We start from the raw sequence: 18,254 nt of genomic DNA on the forward strand, positions 1-18,254 counted from the left end.
TTCAAGGCAAATGGAGCATTGCGTCACCTAGCTGAGTGAAGCGGTCATTTCATCGGCTTGTCGTATTAATTCCCTCTCGGCTCCGTGCGACTTTGGCGGCGCTGTCGGCACAACCCGGCAGACCACCGGAAAACGCCCTCGTCAGCGTTTGCCTGAGAGAAGGAAGAAGGTGGGCGGAAGATGGCCGCCACCCAGAGGATCGCCGTCGGCGCCATCGTCGCCGCGGCCTGTGCGACGTCGCTGGCCGGCTGTGCGACCGGCTCCCCCGGCTCCAAGGAAGGAGCACCCGGCCCGCGGAAGGGCGCGCCCGCGCCCGGGAGCGTGGTTCGGCTGATCGGCGACGGGTCCACCGCGTACACCGGTGCCCAGCCGCACCTGCCCGTGCCGGAGCGGCTCAAGCCCGGTGAGAAGCCCCCGCAGTTCGTGGTGTTCTCGTGGGACGGGGCCGGCGAGGACAGCCAGAAGCTGTTCTCCCACTTCCGCAAGGTCGCCAAGGAGAACCACGCGACGATGACATACTTCCTCAGCGGCGTCTACATGCTGCCCGAGGACAAGCGTGACCTGTACAGACCTCCGCAGCACGCGCCCGGAAGCTCGGAGATCGGCTTCAACGACCAGCAGGGCATCGCCGACACGCTCAAGCAGGTGCGGCTCGCCTGGCTGGAGGGCAACGAGATCGGCACCCACTTCAACGGCCATTTCTGCGGCACCGAGGGCGGCGTCGGCCAGTGGTCGGTGAAGGAGTGGAAGAGCGAGATCGCCCAGGCCAAGCAGTTCGTGAAGACCTGGAAGACCAACACCGGGATGACGAAGACCCCCGCGTTGCCCTTCGACTACGACAAGGAGCTGATCGGCGCCCGCACCCCCTGTCTCGAAGGGCAGAAGAACCTCCGGAAGGCAGCCGTCGAACTGGGCTTCCGCTACGACTCCAGCGGTGTCAATCACCAGCTCTGGCCAAGCAAGCGCCAGGGCCTGTGGGACGTGTCGATGCAGCTGGTGCCCTTCCCGGGGCACGACTACGAGCAACTGACCATGGACTACAACTTCATGGTCAACCAGTCCGGCGCGCAGACCCAGGGCGACCCCGACAAGTTCGACTACTGGGGCGACCAGATGAGGGACGGCCTGCTCAAGGGCTTCTACCGCGCCTATGACGGCAACCGCGCGCCCCTGATCATTGGCAACCACTTCGAGTCCTGGAACGGCGGCACCTACATGCGCGCCCTGGACGAGGTGGTGAAGCAGGTGTGCAACAAGCCCGAGGTGCGCTGCGTCTCCTTCCACCAGCTCATCGACTGGCTCGACGCCCAGGACCCCCAGACGCTGGCGAAGCTGCGCACCCTCAAGGTGGGCGAGGCGCCCCGGCAGGGCTGGGCTTCCCTCCTCTCGGGCCGCCCGGCCCCGGCGCCCAAGGGGGTCCCCGGAGCGCCGGCGCTCAAGCAGTAGGCGTCGGGCAGCGGCCCGTACACCTCAGGCGGAGGCCGCCACTTCCTCGCTTAGCACGAACTCGGGGTCGACCTGTGACGCCAGGTCGGCCCCGGTGCGCTCATTGCCCCAGGCCTCGGCGTTCTTCAGGTGGAAGTGCACCATCTGGCGGGTGTAGCGCTCCCGGTCGCGCAGCTCGTAGGTGGCGTCGGCGGCGGTCCGCAGGGTGTGCAGGGCGCGGGCGTTGGCCTCCTCCAGGAGGTCGAACCGAGGCGGGCGGCCCTTCTCCATGGCGCGCACCCAGTCTGAGTGCCCGACCGTCACCAACAGATCGTCCCCGACCTCCGCGCGGAGGAAGTCGATGTCGTCCTGCGCCTGGACCTTGTTGCCGACGACCTTCAGGGCGACGCCGAAGTCGCGGGCGTACTCCTTGTACTGGCGGTAGACGGAGACCCCCTTCCGGGTCGGCTCGGCGACGAGGAACGTCATGTCGAAGCGGGTGAACAGGCCGGAGGCGAACGAGTCCGAACCGGCCGTCATGTCGACCACGACGTACTCGTCGGGGCCGTCGACGAGGTGGTTCAGGAACAGCTCCACCGCTCCGGTCTTGGAGTGGTAGCAGGCGACCCCCAGGTCGGCGTCCGTGAAGGGGCCGGTGACCATCAAACGGACGGCGCCGCCGTCGAGTTCCACCGGGCGGGCGCAGGCGTCGTAGACCGGGTTGGGCTCCCGTACCCGGACCAGCCGCGAGCCCCTGCCGGGCGGAGTGGTCTTGATCATCGTCGCGGCGGAGGCGATGCGCGGGTTGGAGCCGCGCAGATGGTCCTTGATCAGCGACAGCCGTTCGCCCATGGCGGGCAGCGCGGCCGCCTCCGCCTCCTCCAGCCCGAGCGCGGGCCCGAGGTGCTGGTTGATGTCGGCGTCGATGGCGACCACCGGGGCGCCGGCGGCCACGACGTGGCGGACGAAGAGGGAGGAGAGCGTCGTCTTGCCGCTGCCGCCCTTCCCGACGAAAGCAATTTTCATGTTCACCAAGGGTAGTCATTCGATAGCTGTATGTGGCAGTCGGCGTGAAGAAGACCACTCCTTCGTGGGCAGTGCGGGTGGGGTGCGTAGTGTCGTACTCATGAGTACGACAGGCGCGACCGCCGATCCGCTGGCGACGCTGGGCTCGCTGCCCGGCGTGGCCGAGTCCGTGGAGACCGTGCGCAAGGCCGTGGACCGGGTCTACGGGCACCGGATCATGCGGCGCCGCAGCAACGCGGTCACCTCCGAGGCCGCGCTGCGCGGCGCCCGCGGCTCGGCGGCGCTGTCCGGCGCCGACTGGGCTCTGGAGGAGGTGCGGCGGCGTACCGACTTCAGCGCCGACGCCGAGGCGCGCGTCGTGGGCGGGGCGCTGCGGCTGACCGCCGAGGCGGGACAGTTGCTGTCCATCTGGCGGCAGTCCCCCCTCAGGGTGCTGGCCCGGCTGCACCTCGTGGCCGCCGCGAGCGAGGGCCCCGAGACCGGCCGGCCGCGCCAGGCGGGCGAGGCGGTCGACGAGCCGCTGGTCGAACTGCCACTGCCGGACGCGCCGGAGGTGTCCGGGCGGCTGGAGGGCCTGGCGGACCTGATCATCGCGGGATCCGCCGCGCCCGCGCTGGTCACGGCCGCCGTGGTGCACGGCGAACTGCTCGCCCTGCGCCCCTTCACCTCCCACAACGGCCTGATCGCGCGCGCGGCCGAGCGGATCGTCCTGATCGGCAGCGGGCTCGACCCCAAGGCCGTCTGTCCGGCCGAGGTGGGCCACGGGGAACTGGGGCGCGCCGCCTACCTCGCCGCTCTGGAGGGGTACGTCTCCGGCACCCCCGAGGGCATGGCGGCATGGATCGCCCACTGCGGGCGGGCCGTGGAGCTGGGTGCGCGCGAGTCGACGGCGGTGTGCGAGGCGCTGCAGCGCGGGGCGGCCTGACGGAAGGGCCCGGAAACGGGTTGCGGCGGTACGAGTACTCGTACCGCCGCTGGCATGCTCACCCGGTTACCAAGCGTCCTCGAAGTGTTACCCATCAGGCCGGGAGCTTTGCCCGTGACCTGGTGCGGCTGGCCCGTAATCGACGGGTCGACGTCGCGTGGGTGCCCAGTGTTCATGCGGGGTCCGTGGGCCATGTGCGTAGTGGTAGGTGATCCTCTCGGATGTCCTCTGGTCACGCGGGCCTACGACCTTTGTACTGCAAGCCCGGACCAAGCGGAACCCCTGCCTGCACTTCTTTACTTTCATGTTCAAACAGGGGTGAATCGGTCAGGTGGTGACGCCTCGGCGCCGGCTGGCGTACCAGACGAGGCCCGCCGTGGCGGCCGCGGCTCCGATGGCCGCCGCGGCGACGAGCACCGGGCGGGGCGGTACGGAGAGCGCGGGCAGCCGCTGCTTGAGCCGGACCGGCCGGCGGAACTCCAGGACCGGCCACCCGCGGGCGACGGCCTCGCGGCGCAGCGCCCGGTCCGGATTCACGGCGTGCGGGTGCCCGACCGCCTGGAGCATCGGCAGGTCGGTCGCCGAGTCGCTGTAGGCGTAGCAGCGTTCGAGCTCGTACCCCTCGGAGAGGGCCAGTTCCCTGACCGCCTCGGCCTTGGTCGGGCCGTAGGCGTAGTACTCCACCTCTCCGGTGAAGCAGCCGTCCTCGCCGACGACCATGCGGGTGGCCACGACCCGGTCGGCGCCGAGCAGCTCGCCGATCGGCTCGACGACCTCGGCGCCCGAGGTCGAGACGATCACCACGTCACGGCCGGCGGTGTGGTGCTGCTCGATGAGGGAGGCGGCCTCGTCGTAGATGAGCGGGTCGATCAGGTCGTGCAGGGTCTCGGCGACGATCTCCCGTACCTGCTGGACGTTCCAGCCGCGGCACATCGCGGACAGGTACTCACGCATCCGCTCCATCTGATCGTGGTCCAGGCCGCCGACCAGGAAGACGAACTGGGCATAGGCGGTCCGCAGTGCGACCCTGCGGTTGATCAGGCCACCCTGGTAGAAGGACTTGCTGAAGGTGAGCGTGCTCGACTTCGCAATGACCGTCTTGTCCAGGTCAAAGAAGGCCGCCGCGCGGGGCAAGGAGTGGTTTTCCACGCCCCTGAGCATAGGCGCCCACCATTCGGCGTAAGGTGAGGCGTGTGGGTTTGCCTGAGAGGGCTCTCGGGTACACCATGGAAGTCACGGATCGTTCGCGACCGTGCTAACCCGGTCCGACTCCTCCCCCCCCGAGTCGGCCGTGGGGACGACCCCCGCTCTCCCCCCCGGCGGGGGTCGTCGCATGTCCGGACGCGTTTTCCTCCTCTTTTCAACCAGTCGCGTGAGCGGCCGCGGCCCGCTGGGCCGCCCTTCGTCATGTCCGCCCGTCATCACACAGGGTAATCATCGGGCTGCGCTGTGGAAGTCGTCCAGGGATCGGTGCACGGCTCACCGGTATGGGTGACGGCGATATTCACAACCACTGAGTTGTCCACTGTTTTCCACCAAGATCCACATGATTTCCCGCTTCGCCGCACCGTGATTCCTGCGCGCTCCGACCGCGGCGAGTTCGAGGCCGGTTCCGATTGCCGGGCGCGTATGGCCGATTCCGTTCGGCCGTTCATATGGAGGCCGCTTGCCGGTTCTTCACATCTTCGGGAATCGCGTGGCCGCAGGGGCTGCGCGGAACGCGCAGCGAAGGGGGACCACACGTGTCCGGAACCGTCACCCAAGACCCACCGCCCGGCACGGCAGACCGGCCGGGACGGCCGCTCATCGTCACCGAGGACGCCCAGCTCCTCGACGACCTGCTGCGCCTGTGCGCGGCCGCCGGCGCCACGCCTGAGGTCCACCACGCCGTGCCGGACCACGGCGACGGCTGGGACGCGGCCCCGCTCGTCCTGGTCGGGGACGACGCCGCGCGCCGGGTGCGCGGAGCCCCGCGCCGCCGGGGAGTGGTGCTGGTCGGCCGCGACCAGGACGACTCCGGGGTGTGGAAGAGGGCCGTCCAGATCGGCGCCGACCACGTCCTGATGCTGCCGGACGGCGAGCAGTGGCTGGTCGACAGGATCGCGGACGTCGCCGAGGGCGTCGGCCGCCCCGCCCTCACCGTCGGGGTCATCGGCGGCCGGGGCGGGGCCGGTGCCTCCACGCTCTCCTGCGCGCTCGCCGTCACCTCGGCGCGCGAGGGGCTGCGCACCCTTCTCGTGGACGCCGATCCCCTGGGCGGCGGACTCGACGTGCTCCTCGGCGGTGAGAGCGCCGAAGGACTGCGCTGGCCCGCCTTCGCCGCCTCCCGCGGCCGGGTCGGCGGCGGCGCCCTGGAGGAGTCGCTGCCCCGGCTGCACGCGCTGCGGGTGCTCAGCTGGGACCGCGGCGACTGCGTCGCGATCCCGCCCCAGGCCGTGCGCGCGGTGCTCGCCGCCGCCCGGCGGCGCGGCGGCACCGTCGTGGTCGACCTCCCGCGCCGCCTGGACGACGGGGTCGCCGAGGCCCTCGCCCAGCTCGACCTGGCGCTCCTCGTCGTACCCGGCGAACTGCGGGCCGTGGCGGCCGCAGGGCGGGTCGCCTCGGCGGTCGGCATGGTCGTACGGGACCTGCGGGTGGCGGTACGGGGCCCGTACGCACCCGGCCTGGACGACCGCGAGGTCGCCCGGCTGCTCGGCCTGCCGCTGGCCGGCGAGGTGCCCCTCGAACCGGCGCTGCTGCGCCCGCGCGGGACCGCGAAGCCGCCCGCGGCGACCGGGCGCGGCCCCCTGGCCCGGTTCTGCGCCACCTTCTGGGAGCAGGCCCTGGTCGAGGCGGGAGGCGCCCGATGACCCTGCCCGGGCTGGACCTGGCCGACGGCGCGGCCCTGCTCGACGGAGTGCGCCGGCGGCTGGCCGAGAGCGGCGCCGAACCCACACCCGCGCGCGTGGCCCAGGCACTGCGCGACCAGGGCCGCGTGCTGGGCGACGCGGAGGTCCTCGGGGCGGCCGAGCACCTGCGTTCCGAACTCGTCGGCAGCGGCCCGCTGGAACCACTGCTCGCCGACCCGGGCGTCACCGATGTCCTGGTGTCCGCTCCGGACCGGGTGTGGGTGGACCGCGGCGGCGGCCTGGAGCTGACCCGGGTGACCTTCCCCGACGCGGCGGCCGTACGACGCCTCGCGCAGCGCCTCGCCGCCGTGGCGGGACGCCGGCTGGACGACGCACGCCCCTGGGCGGACGCCCGGCTGCCCGACGGGACCCGGCTGCACGCGGTACTGCCTCCGGTGGCCGTCGGCTGCACCTGCCTGTCCCTGCGGGTCGTACGGCCCAGGGCTTTCACCCTCGACGAACTGGTCGAGGCGGGGACGGTGCCGCCCGGCGGCGACCGCGTCCTCCGGGCGCTGCTGGCCGCCCGGCTGTCCTTCCTGGTCAGCGGCGGCACCGGCAGCGGTAAGACGACCCTGCTGAGCGCCCTGCTCGGCCTCGTCGGCCCCGGCGAACGGATCGTGCTCGCCGAGGACTCGGCCGAGTTGAGACCCGATCACCCGCACGTCGTCCGGCTGGAGACCCGGCCGGCGAACCAGGAGGGGGCCGGCCTGGTCACCCTGGAGGACCTCGTCCGGCAGGCGCTGCGGATGCGGCCCGACCGGCTGGTCGTCGGCGAGGTGCGCGGCCCCGAGGTGGTGCATCTGCTGGCCGCGCTCAACACGGGCCACGAAGGCGGCTGCGGCACCGTGCACGCCAACGCCGCCGGGGACGTGCCGGCCCGCCTCGAAGCGCTCGGCACGGCGGCCGGGCTCGACCGGGCCGCGCTGCACAGCCAGTTGGCGGCCGCGCTGTCGGTGGTGCTCCACCTCGTGCGCGATCCGACCGGGCGGCGCCGGATCGCCGAGGTGCACGTGCTGGAACGGGACGCCTCCGGACTGGTGCGGACGGTGCCGGCGCTGCGCTGGGGCGCCCGGTCCTTCCACCGGGAGCGCGGCTGGGGGCGGCTGAGGGAGTTGCTGGGGGGTGAGTTCGCGAGCGGGGGCGATGAGCACGACGAAGTCGCCCAACTGCGGGCGAGCGACAAGCGGGACGAAAACGACGAGAGGGCCGGGATGCCTGAGAGCACCGCGATGAGTCAGAGCGCCGGGACGAGTGAGAGGGGTGAACGGCGTGACCGGATTGAGCGCTGAGACCACGATGGGCGCCGCGGTGGCCTGTGTCGGGGCCGCGGTCTGGATGTCGGGTGGCCGGCACCAGGGGGTGCGGCGGGCGCGGCTGCTGCTGGCCGACGGCGGGGCGGTGGCGACCGGGCCGCCCTCCTGGGAGCGGGCTTGCGCCGAACTGCGCGGGTTACACGCGCGATTGGGGGCCGAGTGGTGGGCCCTCGCGGCAGGTGCGCTGATCGCGCTGCTGGGTTCCTCGCCGATCCCGGTCGTCGCGGGAGCGGCCGGGGTGCCGGTGCTGCGCCGGATGCGGCTGGCCCGGCAGGCCGGTCGGGACCGGGAGGCGCGCGCGGACGCGGTGATCGGTCTGTGCGGTGCGCTGGCCGGCGAGGTGCGAGCGGGACGGCAGCCCGGTGAGGCGCTGCTGCGGGCCGCGCGGGACTCCGGTGGCCTGGGCGACGCACAGGCGGCCGTGGTCGCGGCCGCCCGTTTCGGCGGGGACGTGCCGGGGGTGCTGGCCGTGGCGGCCCGCCAACCCGGCGCCGAAGGGCTGCTGGGCCTGGCCGCCTGCTGGCGGGTGGCCGTGGACCAGGGCGCCGGACTGGCGGCCGGCCTCGACCGGCTGGACGGGGCGCTGCGAGCTGAGCGCGACCAACGAGCGGACTTGCGAGCCCAGTTGGCGGGAGCTCGCGCGACCGCCCTGATGCTCGCCGCGCTACCCGCCCTCGGGCTGCTGCTGGGCTCCGCCATGGGCGCGGACCCGCTACGGGTGCTCCTGCACAGCGGAGCGGGGCTGGGCTGCCTGGTGGCCGGAGCGGTGTTCGAGGCCGCCGGGACGTGGTGGGCGGCCCGGATCGTGCGGGGAGCCGAGACGGCATGAGCGGAGAAGTCGTCCACAGGCTGGGGATGACCGTGGCCGTCGCGCTGACCCTCGGCTGGGTGGTCCGGTCGCTGGACAGCACCCGGATCCGACGCCGCGCACGCCGTCGGGTGACCGCGCTGCTGGCCGCACGGGAGGCCGAGTCCGGTCCGACCCCGGAGGTCCGGCAAGCCCTGCGGCGATGGCTGCCGATGGCCGGCGTGGTGTGCGGTGCGTGGGTGCTGGTCGGCGGGATCACCGGCGTGATCGTCGGGCTCGCTGCGGCGGTCGGACTGTGGCGGTGGCGGCGCGGACAGGAGCCCGCTGACCCGGCCGAGGAGATCGATTCGGGCCTGGCCGCGGGTCAACTCCCGTTGGCCGCGGACTTGCTGGCTGCCTGCATCGCGGCCGGCGCCGGGCCGGTGATCGCCGCGCAGGCGGTGGGGGAGGCCCTGGGCGGCCCCGTCGGGGACGCGCTGGCCCGGGGCGCGGCGGAGGCCCGGCTCGGCGGTGAACCAGCGGACGCCTGGCGGCGGTTGGGTCGACTGCCCGGAGCCGGCCCGCTGGCCCGGCTGCTGGAGCGGGCCGACGAGTCGGGGCTTCCTGCCGCGGGACCCGTCGCCCGGCTCGCCTCGGACGCGCGGGCGGAATGGGCGCGCAGTGCCACGGCGCGGGCGCGCAGGGCTGCCGTGCTCATTTCCGCACCGGTGGGGTTGTGCTTCCTGCCCGCGTTCATCGCGATCGGCGTGCTGCCCGTGGTGATCGGGCTGGCGGGCGGGGTGCTGGGAGGAGGAGGCGGCTGACGGCGGCGAGTGGGGACCTGCGCAGGACGGCGACGGGTGAAGACCTGCGCAGGCGAGTGAGGACCGTTCGACAACAGGACTGCGATGAAGGGCGTTGAGATGAGGAAGAAGGCTGCGGAGATGTGGGCGCGTCTGCGGGAGCGGTGCCGCAGGGATGCGGGAATGGTGACCTCCGAGTACGCGATGGGGATCATCGCGGCGGTCGGGTTCGCGTTGCTGTTGTACGAGGTCGTCACCAGTGGCCAGGTCAAGGCGGAGTTGCAGTCCATCGTCAAGCGAGCCCTCAGTGCGCGGACGTGAGCGCAAGGGGGACCGCGGGTTCGTGACCGTGGAGTCGGCCCTGGTGCTCTCCGTGCTGGTGGCGTTCACCATGGCGCTGGTCTGGGGGCTGCTCGTGGTGGCGGCTCAGATCCAGTGCCTGGACGCCGCCCGCACGGGCGCGCGGGCCGCTGCCCGGCAGGACCCGGCCGACAAGGTGGTGGAGGTGACCAGGGAGGCGGCGCCGCGCGGTGCGCGGGTGACGGTGGGGCGGACCGGCGACCAGGTGCGGGTGACGGTGGTGGCCCGGCCGCCGGTGCTGACCGGGCTGCCGTTCGAGGTACGGGAGGAGGCCGTCGCGGCGGCGGAGGAAGCGGTGGGGGCGGGCTCCCCGGGCTGGGGCCCTGGCCCGGGGTCCGACCCGAGCCCGGCGACACCGCCGGGGCCGGCCCGGGAGCCAGGGCCCGCCAAGGGGCCGGCGAAGGGCGCGGCGGCAGAGGCCGGGACGCGGGAGGTGGGGCCGTGAGGCGGCGGTGGCGGGTCGGGAACGGTGTGTTCCGGCCGTTTACCCGCCCTGCTCGCTGCGCCGCCTCCGCGAGATCCGCCGGCTCCGCCTGCTCTGCCGGGCCTGTCCGCTGGATCCGCTCCGTCGAAGCTGCCCTCTGGGCCCTCTGTGACCCCGGCGCCCGCCGACCGCGCTCGGACCGTGGTTCGGCCACCGTCTGGAGCCTCGGGGCGATCACCGTGCTGTGTGTCGTCTTCGGTGCCGTGCTGGCGTTCGGGCAGGCCGTTGTCGTCCGGCACCGGGCGGCCGGGGGCGCGGACCTGGCGGCGCTGGCCGCGGCGGACCACTGGTTCGAGGGCGGCCCGGCGGCCTGCACCCGGGCCGAGCGGGTGGCGCGGGCCCAAGGGGCCCGGTTGGTGCGGTGCGCCATTGTGGGCGAGACGTCGGACGTGACGGCGGCGACCGGACAGGGCCCGTTCGCGGCGGAGGTCAGGGCCAGGGCGGGGCCTGCGGGGCCGCCGCCGACCGGACTGGCGCCGGCCGGGATCCCCGGCGCGGCACCCGCCTCGGAAGCCGCACGGCTCAGCTTTCCGCGGGCTCCTGCCGGTCCGCCGGCGGCTGCTGGTCCGCTGACGGCCCGTGCTGATCCACAGGCTCCCGCTGACCTGCCGACGCCCGCTGCTCCGCAGGCTCTAGCCGCTCGGCCGGCTCCTGCCGCTCCGGCGGTTCCTCCTCGGGTGCGCCGCGGAGCAGCACCGTGAGGAGGCGTACCGCGCCCCTCTTGTGCAGCGGGTCGTTGCCGTTGCCGCACTTGGGGGACTGGATGCAGGACGGGCAGCCGGACTCGCACTCGCAGGACGCGATGGCCTCCCGGGTGGCGGCGAGCCAGGCGCGGGCGGTGTGGAAGGCGCGCTCGGCGAAGCCCGCTCCGCCGGGGTGGCCGTCGTAGACGAAGACCGTGGGCAGGAGCGTGTCGGGGTGGAGCGGCACCGACACACCGCCGATGTCCCAGCGGTCGCAGGTGGCGAACAGGGGCAGCATGCCGATCGAGGCGTGCTCGGCGGCGTGCAGGGAGCCGCCGAGGATCTCCGGGGGGATCCGGGCCTCGTCGAGCTGGTCCTCGGTGACCGTCCACCACACCGCGCGGGTGCGCAGCGTACGAGGAGGGAGGTCGAGTTTCGTCTCGCCCAGCACTTCGCCCGTGATGAGCCGTCGGCGGAGGAAGGAGACCACCTGGTTGGTGACCTCGACGGAGCCGTAGCACAGGCGGCCCGAGCCCCAGGGCACCTCCACGTCCGTCTCCAGGACGGAGATGGCGGTGGTGTCGCGGGCGACCGTGGAGTAGGGCGGCTCGGCCCGCTCGACCAGGGCGACCGAGTCCTCCAGGTCGAGGGAGCGCACCAGGTAGGTGCGGCCCTGGTGCAGGTGGACCGCGCCCTCGTGGACCGTGGAGTGGGCGGCGCCCGCGTCGACCGTGCCGAGCAGCCGGCCCGTGCCCTCCTCGACGACCTGGACCGGGCGTCCGCCGGCGCCGCGGATGTCGGTGAGGTCGGCGGCCCGCTCCCGGCGCGTCCAGTGCCATGCCTTGGTGCGGCGGCGCAGCAGCTTCGCGGCCTCCAGCTGCGGCAGCAGGTCCGTGCAGGCGGGGCCGAAGAGGTCCAGGTCCTCCTCGGTGAGCGGGATCTCGGCGGCGGCGGCGCACAGGTGCGGGGCGAGGACGTAGGGGTTGTCGGGGTCGAGGACGGTGGATTCGACCGGTTGGTCGAACAGCGCTTCCGGGTGGTGGACCAGGTAGGTGTCCAGCGGGTCGTCGCGGGCCACGAGCACCGCGAGGGCGCCCTGGCCGGAGCGGCCCGCGCGGCCCGCCTGCTGCCACAGGGAGGCCCGTGTGCCCGGGTACCCGGCGATCACCACGGCGTCCAGTCCTGAGACGTCCACGCCCAGCTCCAGGGCCGTCGTGGCGGCAAGACCGAGGAGCTCGCCGGAGTGCAGGGCGCGTTCCAGGGCGCGGCGCTCCTCGGGGAGGTAGCCGCCGCGGTACGCCGCGACACGCCGGGCGAGGGAGCGGTCGACCTCGGCGAGCCGTTCCTGGGCGATCACGGAGATCAGCTCGGCGCCACGCCGGGAGCGGACGAAGGCGACCGACCGGACGCCCTGCACGGTGAGGTCGGTCAGCAGGTCGGCGGTCTCGGCGGTGGCGGTACGCCGTACGGGTGCACCTCGCTCGCCGTGCAGCTCGGTGAGCGGGGGCTCCCAGAGGGCGAAGACGAGCTCTCCGCGCGGGGAGGCGTCGTCGGCGACCTCGACGACCGGCAGGCCGGTCAGCCGGCGGGCGGCGACGGCGGGCTCGGCGGCGGTCGCGGAGGCCAGCAGGAAGACGGGGGAGGCGCCGTAGCGGGCGCACAGGCGGCGCAGCCGGCGTAGTACCTGGGCGACGTGCGAGCCGAAGACGCCCCGGTAGGTGTGGCACTCGTCGATGACGACGTACTTGAGCGTCTTCAGGAAGGAGGACCAGCGGGGGTGGGACGGCAATATGCCCCGGTGGAGCATGTCGGGGTTGGTCAGGACGTAGTTCGCGTACTGGCGGATCCACTCGCGCTCCTCGAACGGAGTGTCCCCGTCGTACACGGCCGGCCGAACGGCGTTTCCCAAAGGTTGGGAAAGTTCTTTGACCGCCCGGCACTGGTCGGCCGCGAGGGCTTTGGTGGGCGCCAGGTAGAGCGCCGTGGCGCCCCGGCCGTTGGGGGCCTCGGAGCCGTCCAGGAGGGCCGTCAGGACGGGCACGAGGTACGCGAGGGACTTGCCGGACGCGGTGCCGGTCGCGACGACCACCGAATCGCCGTCCAGGGCGTGCTCGGCGGCCAGCGCCTGGTGGGCCCACGGGTGCTCGATTCCGCACGCCTGTACGGCGGCGATCACCTCCGTGCGAATTCGATCAGGCCAGACGGCATGCCGACCCGCGCGCGGGGGCAAGTGCTCCGTATGAGTGATGCGCGCGGACCGGCTCGGCCCGGAGGCGAGTCGGTCCAGGACCATGCCCGGAGACGGGCGGGACGCCGGGTCTGCCAGGGGTCTGTCGGATCGGTGATTCTTGGCCATCGGCACCGAGTGTGTCACCGGCGTGACGGACAATGGGGCCAAGGCGTCGTGCACGCCTGCCGGTAAGTGATTGAATGCCATCGCGGCTGGCGTTGCGTCCCGGGGGCCGCAAGCCCGAGGTGTCCCGAGGGACGACCGCTCGATAGCAAGGTGCTGGAGGATCCGTGGACCTGTCCCTGTCGACCCGTACCGTCGGCGATCGTACGGTCGTCGAGGTCGGTGGCGAAATCGATGTATACACCGCGCCCAAGCTGCGCGAGCAGTTGGTCGAGTTGGTGAACGACGGGAATTTCCACCTCGTCGTCGACATGGAGGGCGTGGACTTCCTCGACTCCACCGGACTCGGCGTACTGGTCGGCGGCCTGAAGCGGGTACGTGCCCATGAGGGCTCCCTGCGTCTGGTCTGCAACCAGGAGCGCATTCTGAAGATCTTCCGTATCACCGGCCTCACCAAGGTGTTCCCGATCCACACCTCGGTCGAGGAAGCGGTGGCGGCCACCGACTGACCCCAGGGCCGGTCGCCGTGTCCGGACCGCTGGTCGGTCCGGACACCGGTAGGCCCCGGCCCCCGGCCGGTTCGTCGTGGGGGCCAAGGTTCCGCAGGGGTGCGGGCTCTCGGCGGCCCCGCCCCGACAACGCACGCCCGTAGTCGCGAGGGGGATGCATGGCCACCGTCGAACTCCGCTTCAGCGCGCTGCCCGAGCACGTCAGGACCGCCCGGCTGGTGGCGGCAGCGGTGGCGCGCAGGGCCGGAGTGGACGAGGCCGTGCTGGACGAGGTCCGGCTCGCCGTCGGCGAGGCCTGCTCCCGTGCCGTCGGCCTGCACCGGAGCCATGAGATCGCGGCTCCGGTGAAGGTGGCGCTGATCGAGGACGAGAAGCTGTTCTCCATCGAGGTCGGTGACGAGGCCCCGCACGCCGTGCCCGCCGAGCGGGTGGCCGGCGGTCCTGCCGCCGACGCGGACGTGGAGGCCGAGGAGGACGAGATGGGCCTCGCGGTCATCAGCGGCCTCGTGGACGACGTGGAGGTCACCACGGGCGAGAACGGCGGGCTGATCCGGATGAGCTGGCCCACCGCTCCACCAGCCGTCGCACTCGCCTGACCCAGACGCACAGCGCATCGAAGGGCCCTGCTGAGCAGGGCCCTTCGCGCTTTTCCAGGCACTCCGCCGAATTCGTGAAAGAATTCACGATCAATACCCTGATAATTCGATCAAGCATCAATGTGCCCGTCAATGCCCCAAGGGCGTTACTACTTTCGGGTTCCGTGGGTTGACCTCGATCATTTGCTGAAGTGGCACGAGAAGGCCAATTCCGTTTACCGTCCCCTGTTTAGATCACTCAGTGGTACCTAGAATCCGTCCACATCTTGAGCTCAGCCCAAGCGTCAAGGAGGACGAATGGCGGGGCTTTCTACCCCTCAGCAGTTGGGTCACCCCACAACACTCGCGGCAGCGGTCCTGACCGACGACAACCGGATCCTCGTGGCGGTGATCGCGGTGGTCGCCCTGGCCGCGCTCGCGGTCGCGGGCATCCTGGTGCGCCAGGTGCTGGCGGCCGGCGAGGGCACCGACAGCATGAAGAAGATCGCCGAGGCGGTCCAGGAAGGTGCCAAGGCGTATCTCGCCCGGCAGTTGCGCACGCTCGGCGTATTCGCCGTCGTCGTCTTCTTCCTGCTTCTGCTGCTGCCCGCGGACGACTGGAATCAGCGCGCCGGACGATCACTGTTCTTCTTGATCGGCGCGGTGTTCTCGGCGGCCACCGGCTATATCGGCATGTGGCTGGCCGTGCGCAGCAATGTGCGCGTCGCAGCAGCGGCCCGGGAGGCCACTCCGGCACCCGGTGAACCGGAAAAAGATCTCACCACCGTCTCGCACACCGCGATGAAGATCGCATTTCGCACGGGCGGTGTGGTCGGCATGTTCACGGTGGGGCTCGGCCTGCTGGGCGCCTCCTGCGTGGTGCTGGTCTACGCGGCCGACGCGCCGAAGGTGCTCGAAGGCTTCGGCCTCGGTGCCGCCCTGATCGCCATGTTCATGCGTGTGGGCGGCGGCATCTTCACCAAGGCCGCCGACGTCGGCGCCGACCTGGTCGGCAAGGTCGAGAAGGGCATTCCGGAGGACGACCCGCGCAATGCCGCGACCATCGCCGACAACGTGGGCGACAACGTCGGCGACTGCGCCGGCATGGCGGCCGACCTGTTCGAGTCGTACGCCGTCACCCTGGTGGCCGCACTGATCCTCGGCAAAGCGGCCTTCGGCGACTCCGGGCTCGCGTTCCCGCTGCTCGTGCCCGCCATCGGTGTGATCACCGCGATGATCGGCATCTTCGCGGTCGTACCGAGGCGCGCCGACCGCAGCGGCATGACGGCGATCAACCGCGGCTTCTTCATCTCCGCGGTGATCTCCCTCGCACTGGTCGCGATCGCGGTCTTCGTCTACCTGCCGGGGACGTACGCGGATCTCGACGGCGTCACCGACGCGGCCATCCGGAGCAAGAGCGGCGACCCCCGCGTCCTCGCCCTCGTCGCGGTCGCCATCGGCATCCTGCTGGCCGCCGTGATCCAGCAGTTGACCGGTTACTTCACGGAGACCAACCGCCGCCCGGTCCGGGACATCGGCAAGACCTCCCTCACGGGGCCGGCCACCGTCATCCTCTCCGGCATCTCGCTGGGCCTGGAGTCGGCCGTCTACACCGCGCTGCTGATCGGGCTCGGCGTGTACGGCGCGTTCCTGCTCGGCGGCACTTCGATCATGCTCGCGCTGTTCGCGGTGGCGCTGGCCGGTACCGGCCTGCTCACCACGGTCGGCGTGATCGTCGCCATGGACACCTTCGGGCCGGTCTCCGACAACGCCCAGGGCATCGCCGAGATGTCCGGTGACGTCGTGGGCGCCGGCGCCCAGGTGCTCACCAACCTGGACGCGGTCGGCAACACCACCAAGGCCATCACCAAGGGCATCGCCATCGCCACCGCCGTCCTCGCGGCCTCGGCGCTGTTCGGGTCGTACCGGGACGCCATCACCACCAACGTCCAGGACGTCGGCGCGAAGCTCAGCGGACCAGGCTCGCCGCTGAGCCTGTCGCTGGACATCTCGCAGCCGAACAACCTGGTCGGGCTCATCGCGGGCGCCGCGGTCGTGTTCCTGTTCTCCGGACTCGCCATCAACGCCGTGTCGCGCTCGGCCGGTTCGGTGGTCTTCGAGGTGCGGCGGCAGTTCCGCGAGCGGCCTGGGATCATGGACTACACGGAGAAGCCCGAGTACGGCAGGGTCGTCGACATCTGCACCAAGGACGCCCTGCGGGAGCTGGCCACGCCCGGTCTGCTCGCCGTGATGGCACCCATCTTCATCGGGTTCACCCTCGGCGTCGGCGCGCTCGGCTCCTATCTCGCGGGCGCGATCGGCGCGGGCACGCTCATGGCCGTGTTCCTCGCCAACTCCGGCGGCGCGTGGGACAACGCCAAGAAGCTGGTGGAGGACGGCCATCACGGCGGCAAGGGCAGCGAGGCCCACGCGGCCACGGTCATCGGCGACACGGTCGGCGACCCGTTCAAGGACACCGCGGGTCCGGCTATCAACCCGCTGCTGAAGGTCATGAACCTGGTCTCGCTGCTCATCGCGCCCGCGGTGATCAAGTTCTCCTACGGCGACGACAAGAACATCGGGGTACGGATCGGGATCGCGATCATCGCTCTCCTCGTGATCATCGTTTCCGTGTACGTGTCCAAGCGGCGCGGTATCGCGGTCGGCGACGACGAGAACGCGGAACGCGTCTCCAACTCGGCCGACGCGGCGGTGGTTTCGTAGACCCTCCGCACAGGGCCCGGTCAACGGGCGGGCGGGCGGTGCGTGTTGACGCGCCGCCCGCCCGTTCGTGTGCGGGTGTCCGCTGGGGCTCCGGTCATGCCGTGAGCCTTCTCTCCCATGGTGCGAAGAGTCACAAAAGCAGACCAATGGGCCGATCGGTATACGGAGCGCAGCGGTCCGCCGTGTAGATTCCGGTGGCCGAGAGCCATGGAAGGGACCAATCCGGTGAACAAGAAGCTCACGGCCGCACTGTCCGGCGGTGCGGTACTGGTAGTGGCGCTGTCGGGATGCAGCAGCGACAAGGACAGCGGACCCGATCCCAAGCTGGTGGCCTGGGCCAAGAAGGTGTGCGACGCGGTGCCCGCGCAGGACGCGAAGATCAGGGCGGCGAACGCGTCGATAGCCAAGATCGCCACGGACAGCAACCTGCCGCCCAAGACGGCCAAGGAGACCTACGCACAGGCCTTCCAGGACATGGCCGACGGCTACAAGGGTCTCGCCGCGGCCATCAGCAGCGCCGGAGCGCCCCCCGGCGTCGAGGGCGGTGCCAAGCGCCAGCGGGACGCCGCCAAGAACCTCAACGGCCTGGCCACCTCGTACAGCGACCTGAAGAAGAAGGTCGACGGGCTGGACACCAAGGACCAGGGCAAGTTCGCGAGCGGGCTGCACGACGTCGCCGACCAGACGAAGGCCATCGGCCAACAGAGCAACAACGGCACCGAGGCGCTCAAGCGGCTGGAGCAGGGCGACGTCCAGGCGGCGATCGCCAAGCAGCCCAGCTGCAAGGTGGCCGCGTCGGCCACGGCGTCGTCGGCCTCCACGACGGCCGGCTGACACCGGCGGCGGGCCGGCCGGACCGCGTGGGCTGACGCCGGCGGTCCGGTCCGGACGGCCGCGCCGACTTACACCGGCGGCGGTCTGGCCCGGTCGCGCGGACTGACACTGGCGGTCCGGTGCGGCCACGCTGCCGCGGCACTGGAGGCCTGCCCCGGCCGCGCTGCGCGACACCGGCGGTCTGCACCGGCCGCGCTGCCCCGACACCGGCGGCCCGGTCTGGATCGGCCCGCTGCCCGGCACCCGTGATGGGCCAGGCCGGCGAGGCCACCGGACACCGGTGGTCCGGTTCAGCCGCTCTGCCCCGACACCGGCGGTCCGGTCCGCACCGGCCGCGCTGCCCGGCACCGTGGTGGCCCAGGCCCGGCCAGGTCGGCCGACGGCGGCGGTCCGGCCGCCCGGCCGCGCTGACCGATACCGCTGGTCCGCACGGACCACCTGCCTGACACTCGCGGCGGCCCAGGCCCCGCCAGGTCGGCCGACGGCGGCGGTCCGGCCGCCCGGCCACGCTGACCGATACCGCTGGTCCGCACGGACCACGCTGCCTGACACTCGCGGCGGCCCA

Annotated in this window: 14 protein-coding genes and 2 pseudogenes; 13 read left to right on the plus strand and 3 right to left on the minus strand. The window is 72.1% G+C overall.

Translation table 11 applies throughout. From position 1 onward, the window contains the following. Window positions 1-180: 180 nt before the first annotated feature. Entirely contained in the window at window positions 181-1,446 is a 1,266-nt protein-coding gene (locus PV343_RS13695; protein ID WP_319147155.1) for a hypothetical protein, read from the plus strand. Window positions 1,447-1,470: 24 nt separating this feature from the next. On the opposite strand, the gene PV343_RS13700 is transcribed toward PV343_RS13695, so the two are convergent. Beyond that, complete coding sequence (locus tag PV343_RS13700) at window positions 1,471-2,451, minus strand: ATP-binding protein (RefSeq protein WP_319147156.1); 981 nt, start codon at window positions 2,449-2,451, stop codon at window positions 1,471-1,473. A 100-nt stretch (window positions 2,452-2,551) separates the two neighbouring features. Here PV343_RS13700 and PV343_RS13705 point away from each other — a divergent pair, with 100 nt between their 5' ends. Continuing rightward, entirely contained in the window at window positions 2,552-3,376 is an 825-nt protein-coding gene (locus PV343_RS13705) for an oxidoreductase (protein ID WP_319147157.1), read from the plus strand. Window positions 3,377-3,703: 327 nt separating this feature from the next. Here PV343_RS13705 and PV343_RS13710 read toward each other — a convergent pair whose 3' ends face one another. Further along, window positions 3,704-4,537, minus strand: coding sequence for an HAD family hydrolase (locus PV343_RS13710; RefSeq protein WP_319147158.1), 834 nt, complete (start codon window positions 4,535-4,537; stop codon window positions 3,704-3,706). Window positions 4,538-5,118: 581 nt separating this feature from the next. On the opposite strand from PV343_RS13710, the gene ssd reads away from it, so the two are divergent. From ssd to PV343_RS13745, 7 genes and pseudogenes are all read left to right on the plus strand, one after another. Then, window positions 5,119-6,225: a septum site-determining protein Ssd gene (gene ssd, locus PV343_RS13715; RefSeq protein ID WP_319147159.1), complete on the plus strand. Its 1,107-nt coding sequence runs from the start codon at window positions 5,119-5,121 to the stop codon at window positions 6,223-6,225. Beyond that, window positions 6,222-7,553: a TadA family conjugal transfer-associated ATPase gene (locus PV343_RS13720; RefSeq protein WP_319147160.1), complete on the plus strand. Its 1,332-nt coding sequence runs from the start codon at window positions 6,222-6,224 to the stop codon at window positions 7,551-7,553. Before ssd ends, PV343_RS13720 begins: the two co-directional genes overlap by 4 nt. A gap of 7 nt (window positions 7,554-7,560) precedes the next feature. Further along, a complete protein-coding gene (locus PV343_RS13725) occupies window positions 7,561-8,406 on the plus strand; it encodes a type II secretion system F family protein (RefSeq protein ID WP_319147253.1) in 846 nt (281 codons plus the stop codon). Next, window positions 8,403-9,188, plus strand: a complete 786-nt coding sequence (locus PV343_RS13730) for a type II secretion system F family protein (protein ID WP_319147162.1) — start codon at window positions 8,403-8,405, stop codon at window positions 9,186-9,188. Before PV343_RS13725 ends, PV343_RS13730 begins: the two co-directional genes overlap by 4 nt. A gap of 84 nt (window positions 9,189-9,272) precedes the next feature. After that, window positions 9,273-9,488 (plus strand): DUF4244 domain-containing protein, encoded by a 216-nt coding sequence (locus PV343_RS13735; protein ID WP_387953468.1) that lies wholly within the window; start codon window positions 9,273-9,275, stop codon window positions 9,486-9,488. A gap of 22 nt (window positions 9,489-9,510) precedes the next feature. Further along, window positions 9,511-9,837, plus strand: a pseudogene (locus tag PV343_RS13740) (TadE family type IV pilus minor pilin); the annotation flags it as partial. A gap of 161 nt (window positions 9,838-9,998) precedes the next feature. Beyond that, window positions 9,999-10,400: pseudogene (locus PV343_RS13745) on the plus strand (Rv3654c family TadE-like protein); the annotation flags it as partial. 133 nt (window positions 10,401-10,533) lie between these two features. Here the strand turns inward: PV343_RS13745 and PV343_RS13750 are convergent. Further along, the gene (locus PV343_RS13750) at window positions 10,534-13,131 is read right to left on the minus strand and encodes a DEAD/DEAH box helicase (protein WP_319147164.1); all 2,598 of its coding nucleotides are present in this window, start codon (window positions 13,129-13,131) and stop codon (window positions 10,534-10,536) included. 83 nt (window positions 13,132-13,214) lie between these two features. On the opposite strand from PV343_RS13750, the gene bldG reads away from it, so the two are divergent. The 4 genes from bldG (at window position 13,215) to PV343_RS13770 (ending at window position 17,689) form a co-directional block, all read left to right on the plus strand. Beyond that, window positions 13,215-13,556, plus strand: a complete 342-nt coding sequence (gene bldG, locus PV343_RS13755; RefSeq protein ID WP_010986038.1) for an anti-sigma factor antagonist BldG — start codon at window positions 13,215-13,217, stop codon at window positions 13,554-13,556. A gap of 158 nt (window positions 13,557-13,714) precedes the next feature. Further along, a complete protein-coding gene (locus PV343_RS13760) occupies window positions 13,715-14,152 on the plus strand; it encodes an ATP-binding protein (protein ID WP_020941368.1) in 438 nt (145 codons plus the stop codon). 297 nt (window positions 14,153-14,449) lie between these two features. Next, complete coding sequence (locus tag PV343_RS13765; RefSeq protein WP_319147165.1) at window positions 14,450-16,855, plus strand: sodium-translocating pyrophosphatase; 2,406 nt, start codon at window positions 14,450-14,452, stop codon at window positions 16,853-16,855. A 225-nt stretch (window positions 16,856-17,080) separates the two neighbouring features. Beyond that, window positions 17,081-17,689 (plus strand): small secreted protein, encoded by a 609-nt coding sequence (locus PV343_RS13770; protein WP_319147166.1) that lies wholly within the window; start codon window positions 17,081-17,083, stop codon window positions 17,687-17,689. Window positions 17,690-18,254 lie beyond the last annotated feature (565 nt).

The sequence above is a fragment of the Streptomyces sp. WI03-4A genome, assembly GCF_033792105.1.
Classification (GTDB): Bacteria; Actinomycetota; Actinomycetes; order Streptomycetales; family Streptomycetaceae; genus Streptomyces; species Streptomyces collinus_A.

Bases quoted from the DNA above. Each gene is read 5' to 3' on its own strand.
- PV343_RS13730 (WP_319147162.1), top strand. From the start codon at position 8,403: ATGAGCGGAGAAGTCGTCCACAGGCTGGGGATGACCGTGGCCGTCGCG.
- PV343_RS13750 (WP_319147164.1), bottom strand. From the start codon at position 13,131: ATGGCATTCAATCACTTACCGGCAGGCGTGCACGACGCCTTGGCCCCA.
- PV343_RS13700 (WP_319147156.1), bottom strand. From the start codon at position 2,451: ATGAAAATTGCTTTCGTCGGGAAGGGCGGCAGCGGCAAGACGACGCTC.
- PV343_RS13710 (WP_319147158.1), bottom strand. From the start codon at position 4,537: ATGCTCAGGGGCGTGGAAAACCACTCCTTGCCCCGCGCGGCGGCCTTC.
- PV343_RS13720 (WP_319147160.1), top strand. From the start codon at position 6,222: ATGACCCTGCCCGGGCTGGACCTGGCCGACGGCGCGGCCCTGCTCGAC.
- PV343_RS13695 (WP_319147155.1), top strand. From the start codon at position 181: ATGGCCGCCACCCAGAGGATCGCCGTCGGCGCCATCGTCGCCGCGGCC.
- PV343_RS13765 (WP_319147165.1), top strand. From the start codon at position 14,450: ATGGCGGGGCTTTCTACCCCTCAGCAGTTGGGTCACCCCACAACACTC.
- PV343_RS13760 (WP_020941368.1), top strand. From the start codon at position 13,715: ATGGCCACCGTCGAACTCCGCTTCAGCGCGCTGCCCGAGCACGTCAGG.
- PV343_RS13705 (WP_319147157.1), top strand. From the start codon at position 2,552: ATGAGTACGACAGGCGCGACCGCCGATCCGCTGGCGACGCTGGGCTCG.
- PV343_RS13735 (WP_387953468.1), top strand. From the start codon at position 9,273: ATGAAGGGCGTTGAGATGAGGAAGAAGGCTGCGGAGATGTGGGCGCGT.
- PV343_RS13725 (WP_319147253.1), top strand. From the start codon at position 7,561: ATGGGCGCCGCGGTGGCCTGTGTCGGGGCCGCGGTCTGGATGTCGGGT.